The organism is Paenibacillus sp. OT2-17 (assembly GCF_009827695.1).
In the GTDB taxonomy this organism is placed as follows: domain Bacteria; phylum Bacillota; class Bacilli; order Paenibacillales; family Paenibacillaceae; genus Paenibacillus; species Paenibacillus polymyxa_B.
Genome location: NZ_WUDQ01000784.1, coordinates 1 through 1,351, shown reverse-complemented (window position 1 = coordinate 1,351; position 1,351 = coordinate 1). Strand labels below are relative to the sequence as shown.

Here is a 1,351-nt window from a genome sequence, read left to right as displayed (position 1 = left end):
TCGAGCGTATTTGCCATAATTATTAGTGCTTGGGAGGCAATCGTAAGGGGGAGGCGTGTTCCAGCGTTAATGGGCGGTCAGATGTGACCGGTGAAGCCTGTAGTCTGCGAGGATACAGGAAAATTGGGTGGTAACGCGTGAGGTGACTCTCGTCCCATAGGGGCGGGGGTCTTTTTTGTGCCCAATTTGTGCCAAATACATGAATTGGAGTACCATCATGTCAGCAGGTCTTATAGCTGCCGTGAACAAAACAGGAGGCAACACACATGTCCAATGAGAACACATTTTACATTACGACACCGATCTATTATCCGAGCGACAAGCTACATATAGGTCATGCTTACACGACGGTTGCGGGAGATGCAATGGCCCGTTACAAGCGGCTACGCGGTTATGAAGTGCGCTATTTGACAGGAACGGATGAGCATGGTCAGAAGATTGAGCAGAAAGCAAGTGCAGCAGGCAAAACGCCGCAACGTTTCGTAGATGATATTGTGGCAGGTATTCAAGAACTGTGGCGGAAGCTCGACATTTCCAATGACGATTTTATCCGTACTACGGAGGAACGTCATAAGGCTGTTGTACAAGAAATTTTTGATCGTTTGCTGAAGCAAGGCGATATTTACAAGGGAGAATACGAAGGCTGGTACAGCATCCCTGACGAGACGTACTACACAGAAACTCAGCTGGTTGACGTGGTGAAGGACGCCGAAGGCAATGTGGCTGGAGGAAAAAGCCCGGATAGTGGACACCCTGTAGAACTGGTCAAGGAAGAGTGTTACTTTTTCCGTATGAGCAAGTATGCTGATCGGTTGCTGCAATTTTATGAAGAGAATCCGCAGTTTATCCAGCCGGAATCACGTAAAAAAGAGATGATCAATAACTTCATCAAGCCGGGTCTGGAGGATTTGGCTGTATCCCGTACTACCTTCGATTGGGGCATTAAGGTGAAGGGGGATCCGAAGCATGTCGTGTATGTGTGGATTGATGCACTTTCCAACTACATCACAGCCTTGGGTTATGGCTCTTCCAATACCGAGCTGTATGATAAATTCTGGCCTGCAAATGTGCATATCGTAGGTAAAGAGATTGTAAGGTTCCACACGATATATTGGCCGATCATGCTGATGGCGCTGGATCTTCCGTTGCCTAAAAAAGTATTTGCACATGGTTGGCTGCTCATGAAAGACGGTAAAATGTCGAAATCTAAAGGCAATGTTGTAGACCCAGTGACGTTGATTGACCGTTATGGTCTGGACCAACTACGATACTACTTACTGCGCGAGGTGCCTTTTGGGGCAGACGGAACATTTACACCAGAAAGTTTTGTAGATCGAGTTAATTCGGATTT

1 protein-coding gene is annotated in these 1,351 nt (G+C 47.0%); it reads left to right on the top strand.

The features are described from left to right. Window positions 1-266: 266 nt before the first annotated feature. Window positions 267-1,351: methionine--tRNA ligase (gene metG / locus GRP75_RS27085; protein ID WP_160790905.1), on the top strand; the 1,085-nt coding region annotated here is incomplete at its 3' end.